At 43.1% G+C, this 6,000-nt stretch carries 7 protein-coding genes; all 7 read left to right on the top strand.

What is annotated here, in order from left to right; translation table 11 throughout:
- The first annotated feature begins 204 nt into the window (after window positions 1–204).
- The 7 genes from AB1S55_RS18715 to AB1S55_RS18685 all read left to right on the top strand — a co-directional run bounded on the left by AB1S55_RS18715 (window position 205) and on the right by AB1S55_RS18685 (window position 5,324).
- Entirely contained in the window at window positions 205–522 is a 318-nt protein-coding gene (locus AB1S55_RS18715; protein ID WP_370978766.1) for a hypothetical protein, read from the top strand.
- Between the two features lie 521 nt (window positions 523–1,043).
- Window positions 1,044–1,427, top strand: a complete 384-nt coding sequence (locus AB1S55_RS18710; protein ID WP_370979713.1) for a hypothetical protein — start codon at window positions 1,044–1,046, stop codon at window positions 1,425–1,427.
- Between the two features lie 939 nt (window positions 1,428–2,366).
- Entirely contained in the window at window positions 2,367–3,074 is a 708-nt protein-coding gene (locus AB1S55_RS18705) for a hypothetical protein (RefSeq protein ID WP_370979712.1), read from the top strand.
- A 113-nt stretch (window positions 3,075–3,187) separates the two neighbouring features.
- A complete protein-coding gene (locus tag AB1S55_RS18700) occupies window positions 3,188–3,538 on the top strand; it encodes an ankyrin repeat domain-containing protein (protein ID WP_370979711.1) in 351 nt (116 codons plus the stop codon).
- A 152-nt stretch (window positions 3,539–3,690) separates the two neighbouring features.
- Complete coding sequence (locus tag AB1S55_RS18695; RefSeq protein ID WP_370979710.1) at window positions 3,691–4,008, top strand: transposase; 318 nt, start codon at window positions 3,691–3,693, stop codon at window positions 4,006–4,008.
- On the top strand, window positions 4,005–4,874 hold the full coding sequence (locus AB1S55_RS18690) for an IS3 family transposase (RefSeq protein WP_370979709.1): 870 nt from the start codon (window positions 4,005–4,007) through the stop codon (window positions 4,872–4,874). The genes AB1S55_RS18695 and AB1S55_RS18690 overlap by 4 nt, the downstream gene beginning before the upstream one ends.
- A 48-nt stretch (window positions 4,875–4,922) precedes the next feature.
- Window positions 4,923–5,324, top strand: coding sequence for a DUF2059 domain-containing protein (locus AB1S55_RS18685; protein WP_370979708.1), 402 nt, complete (start codon window positions 4,923–4,925; stop codon window positions 5,322–5,324).
- The last annotated feature ends 676 nt before the right edge of the window (window positions 5,325–6,000 follow it).

The raw sequence follows: 6,000 nt of genomic DNA, 5'->3' as shown, positions 1-6,000 counted from the left end.
AAGAGCAAAGATCGAAGCTAAGCAAACCCAAAATAAAACGAGGTAGGCATTGTGGCCCGCCAAATAACAAAGCCTTCAACCCTCGCCAGCAAGCTGGCTGGACGTCCACTGCGTTGTTTCTTTTGTGCTATTCAGCTACGCTGGCACAAAATTAACAACTACGTTCCCGCCGGTTAAGGCAGGCGTTAGCTCTCAGGAATTATCGTGGAATTTACCCATAAACTGAACGCAGTAGAAAAAGAGTTTAGCTTAGAGGCTAGAGCATTAAGTGGTGTAAAGTCTTGGGTCAAACACGAAGAATTTGGTGTTAATAAAACAGTATCTGATAAATTTAATTACCACTTTAAGTCTCATAAGTTTTGTTTTAAACATTCAGATTTATCATATGAATATATTGAAACAACGTACGATATTGAGCACATGGGGGAGATTATTGGATACTACTCATTGTTTACTGATCTCAACGGCGAATCCGTAGATGATATACTGGTTATTACCGATGAAGAGTTTAGAAAGAGCTAACAAAACGTTTAAATACGCTCCGGCGCAAGCGCCTGCGCCGGACACAAATTACTGTGGTTCGCTTCGCTCACAATACCACAGCAATTTGTGCCGTTTAACTTGGCGTTATGTGTTGCTAGCGAGCATATTTTAAGAGGTAACTTTGGAGTGAGCGGGACGTGATCCAACGCTACTGTGAAAGTCAACGAACCGAAATAGTAGTAAGTAGTGAGCGTTCAGGGGGTTCAATTCCCCCTGGTAAAGAAAAAGTAATCTTGATTAACCAAACTCAGCGTTGTAAGGAGGTGAGCTATGACTAAAATCATCGTGAATCTTAATTTTCGTATCAAACGGGTAGCTTTGGTTTCACTGTCTTTGCCACTGGGTTTGTACGGTGTATTCCTCGCTCAGCCCAAAGTTACTTCAAAGCCATCAACCACCGCCCGCAAGCGGGCTGGACGCTCACTGCGTCGCTTAAAGTGCGCTTTAATAGCACACTTTAATCAACTCCGTTCCCGCCGGTTATGGCGGCGTTAGTTTCTATGAGCCACCTCGAAGATCTACTTCCATATCTAGCGATCTCGATCCTAGTCCCAATATCTTATAGGGTCTTGTTTATCCCGTTTGATATAGCCGTCTGGAAAGCTAGAAGAGAGCTCTACACGCCCCTAGAAATAAGTGTCGGCCTTAATGACAAGCAAGAGTTTGAAGTAGATAAGCTATTTGTCCAAAAAACTAAAGGACGCTTCTATACCGCTATTCGCGGCCTGCAAGGAATTTTGTTAACACCTGTATTCTTCGCAATAATGGCGGGCCTTGGAAAAGAGGAAGAGGACGGTGGAGAATCCATACGCCCAATATTCATGTATCCGATCATGTCTATTTTCTTTTGCGCGTTGTATTTCCTGTCTACTATTGAAAACTAACAATGCCATCAAAAATCGCCCGCAAGCGGGCTGGACCTCCGCTGCATTGCTCGTTTTGCGCTTTTTCGCTACGCTAGCGCAAAACAATCAATACAACTCCGGCCTTTTATGGCGGCGTTATGCATATCTCACATTTAGGCTCCGTGACATGAACTGGAAAAGAATCATAACCTTCCAAATATTGGCTCTCTTGAGTTCTTTTTCGTTGGCGCTCACTAACTCAATTCTAGACTGGGGAAATCCTAGCCATTACAGCTCAGCTATAAATTTGTATCTCGCTCTGTATTTACCAGTAATCACATTCGGCATTCTTTTTTACTGGTGGTTTTCTCACAATTTGAATAAATACAGGTATCTGCAATCTCTTGTTGTACTTTTGGGGGTAGCTGTAGTCGTGCATATCATGAATCGATTTCTACTTGGCTCATTCCTGATCACCAAATTGATGCTCATAGAGTTGATCATCTCAGCTATCGCTATGACGGTCGGCGTATACATTGGCAAGCTACGGCAGCCTGCCTCCGAAGTTCCTCAAAGTGCATAACAAAGCGCTCTTGGTTTGCACGCAAGCGTGCTGGACCTCCGCTCCGTTGCTTCGGTTGTGCTTTAACGCTACGCTAGCACAACCAAACCAACTCCACTCCGGCCCCAAAGCGCGGCGTTAACTGTATCTAGGGAATTATGCGAAATACTGAAAGAGTTAATTCAGAAAGATCGGAAAGCGCATTTGAGGGTGAGGTAGCATGGAGCCCTTTAAAATCAATTTGGTTTCTTTCAAATCTGTTCGCAACGCTTTGTGTGGCACCTTTCGTACTTTCTTTTTCTTCTCTCCTCATTTTTATCTTATTGACGTCGGTTACTCTTTGTCTTGGTCATTCCCTAGGAATGCATAGACTGCTAATTCATCGCTCGTATGAATGCCCTAAATGGATGGAATATGTGTTTGTCTATTTGGGTGTGTTGGTTGGTATGGCTGGGCCTATTGGAATGATGGTGCAGCACGATTTAAGAGACTGGGCGCAACGGCAGAAGAAGTGTCATGATTTTTTATTGCACGGATCAAAAATATTAAAAGATGGTTGGTGGCAGCTCAATTGTGATCTTAGCTTGAAATACCCACCTAAATTTACTATCGAAGAAGAAGTGTCAAAAAATAAGTTCTATCTATTTATCGAGAAATATTGGTTAGTTCAGCAATTAGTTATCGCAATCCCGTTATATCTATTGGGCGGTGTATCATGGCTGGTGTGGGGCGTATCTGTAAGGGTTGTCGTTTCTGTCGGCGGCCATTGGCTTATTGGTTACTTTGCTCATAATCACGGCCAGCGCACCTGGACTGTTGAAGGCGCTGCAGTTCAAGGTCACAATATCCGTATAGCAGGTTTTCTTTCAATGGGTGAGGCGTGGCACAACAACCATCACGCATTCCCAGGTTCGGCAATGCTTGGCTTATACAAAGATGAACCTGATCCGGGTTGGTGGGTGTTAAATGCACTTCATAATTTAGGCATTGTTAAAAACATTAAACTACCTAAAGAGTTGCCTCATCGTTCAGAGTTAGTCACAGAAGCTACAGATCTTGAACGTCGAGTGGAACGTGTCCCAAAAGAGTGTGAAATTGCAAATTTCATCAGAAGAAACAGTTAACAAACAGCTCAAACCGACCTCCACTGCGTTGCTCGTTTTGTGCTTTTCAGCTACGCTGGCACAAAACAATCAACTCCGTTCCGGCGGCTTAGCTGGGCGTTAGCCACTTAGTCATGAGTTTTTCGATAGATCAACAAGTTATATTTGCAGCTCGGTCTGGCAATCTTGAACTTCTTCAAGAAAGGGTTGAAGCGGGTGGCAATATAAACCATCAAGATCCAAGTCATGGCTCTGCTATCACTGTGGCAATAAACTCAAATAACCTTGAAGTTTTAGATTGGCTAATTGCCCAAGGGGCTGACCTAAACCAAGAAAATAGCCACGGCATCACCCCACTAGATCAAGCTCTAAGATTCCCTAACACACAGGTGGTGCGCCTGCTTGCATATAACGGGGCAAAGCTAGGCAAGACGGTGCGATCTCATTACAAAGCTCGTCTAGAGGAGTGCCTAAAACATGGCTAACAAGGCTATCAACCGGAGCTCCACTGCGTCGCTTAATATGTGCTTTAATGGCACATATTAATCAACTCCGTTCCGCCCGGTTATAGCGGCGTTAGATTTTCTACCTACCCACAAAAAGTGGACACCTCATTCCTATCTAATGAGGTCCAAAAATGACTAAGAAAACGAAGAACAAATACAACCATTACACCGAAGATTTCCGCCGAGAAGCCGTGCGTCGATCTGAAGGCCCAGATACGTCAGCCGCTGAAGTAGCGCGTGAGCTAGGCATTCACCCCGGCCAGATTTACAATTGGCGTCGACAATATAAGCGATTATCAGATAAGCAGTTTAATGCGGTGGATGGTGTGGATTATTCTAAGCAGGAAAGCGAAGAAGTACGCAAACTAAAGCGTCAAATCTCAGATCTTAAAGAAGAAAATGAATTCTTAAAAAAGGCGGCGGCGTACTTCAGCAAGCCAAATTGGTGAGGTACGCCTATATAGAGTCACTCCGGGCAGAGTTCTCAGTCGTAAAAATGTGTCGATGGCTCAAGGTTAGCCGTTCTGGATACTATAAATGGCGAGAGCGTGAACCAAGCTCCCAAGCTGTCTATCGTGAGCAGCTCAGACTAGCTGTTTTGCAAACATTTGAAGCCTTAAAAGCTCGTTACGGCGCACCGAGGCTTACGCTGGAGCTTCTTGATCAAGGATTTTTCTGCTCAGTCAACCATGTCGCTAAGCTCATGTCTGATGAGGGTTTGAGAGCCAGGAACGGTAAGTCGTTCAAGTACAGCCCCTCGGGGGCGGCAAGAAATAATATCGCTAAGAATCTATTAGATAGAGACTTTGTTGCAACCAAACCAAATGAGAAGTGGGTATCGGATATCACCTACATACCGGTTCGGGGTGGTCATGTTTATCTTGCAGTTGTTATGGATTTGTTCTCAAGAAAGGTTATTGGTTGGGCTTTGGATAAGACGATGACAACTGCGCTTATTTCAAATGCATTAAATATGGCTGTATCAAGCCGTAAATGTGAGCCCGGATTATTGCTGCATTCAGATCAAGGCGTTCAATATAGATCTGCTGATTATGTTTTGGCTATGCATGACGAAGGCATCACGCCGAGCATGAGTCGCAAAGGCAACTGCTGGGATAATGCCGCAATGGAGTCTTTCTTTTCCCGACTGAAAGTTGAAGAAGTGTTCGATCAATCATACGCTGATCTAAGCGAGGTATACTCGAGTGTGTTCGAATATATAGAAATGTTTTACAATCGAGTACGGAAGCACTCAGCAAATGATTACGCCAGTCCAGTTGAGTATGAAAATTATTATTACGAAGAGTGTGCTTAAGCTGGTGTCTACTTTTCGTGGGTAATATCAAGTGCAAAGAGAAAATATATGAATAAATTAATCCTTATAATGTGTCTGTTCTTGCCTCAAGTGGCTTTTTCCGAAAATGCGTCTCACAGAGACGCAGCACAAAGAGTAATTGAAGGTTTTGAAAATAAGCCGGTTGAACAACGAGCGATGGATTTGGTTAATGCTATTGAGAAAATGGGCATGGGAATGCCAAAGGAAAAAAAAGAGTTAGTTTCAATATTTACAGAAATGTTAGGTTCTGATGCTTTTAAGGCCGACATGCAAAATATATACATGGCTAACTTTACAGAAGTCGAGCTTGTTAGAATATCAGAATTACTTAATGACCCTGTGTTTCAAAAATTTATCGGTAGTAGAATGAAAGTATACGCAGATAGTCAGCAAGTGATGTCAAAATATATACAAAAAGCATTTGAGTAAATGTACTCTAACAAGCGACTGTGGTGTCAATAGTATTAAAAACTAATTAGCACACGATTCGCTATAACCTATAATCATTGAGTTCAAGGTAGTAATGAGTTTTCTCATGCACGCCGTTATCGCCACTTTTGAATGTTTCCCGTTTGCTTTGAGTTTCAAGTAGAACGATCTAATTACGGGGTTACATAAAGTGGCGCTGAGTGTTGCCATATAGTGTGTGGTGCTTATGTGTCCACCTATGATGCGTCCTTACCCCTAACTTTACCTCTATCTCGATTTAAGGGCACAACACCAAGGAGCTTGCCAAGTTGATTGTTCGTTAACGTTCCTATCTCAGTCAGATCGGGCAATATAGAGTAACTAGTGTTTTTCCAACGCTAGGAGCTGATAATAATATTTCTTCCCGCAGGTGTATGCCTTTCTCGTGGATATAGACGTACAGGTTAAACTTACTAATATCAACGCCGACGTTAACAGATGTTTTACTCGTTTTAAGGTTTGCCATAAGGCTCGCCCTTGCTGAGTTCGAGCTCGACGCTTTTATGTCTTTGAGTGCAACTAGGCTACGGGCTACACTTTGTTTTAAGTGAGTTGATAAGGACAATTATCCATGTAAATTTGTGCAGTTGACGTTTTGGTTGGAGCTTAATTTGGGGGGGGCTTCATCACGGATCGC

Source organism: Agaribacterium sp. ZY112, assembly GCF_041346925.1.
Classification (GTDB): domain Bacteria; phylum Pseudomonadota; class Gammaproteobacteria; order Pseudomonadales; family Cellvibrionaceae; genus Agaribacterium.
Note: the sequence above shows the minus strand (reverse complement) of the source record. Positions and strands in the feature narration are given on the sequence as shown.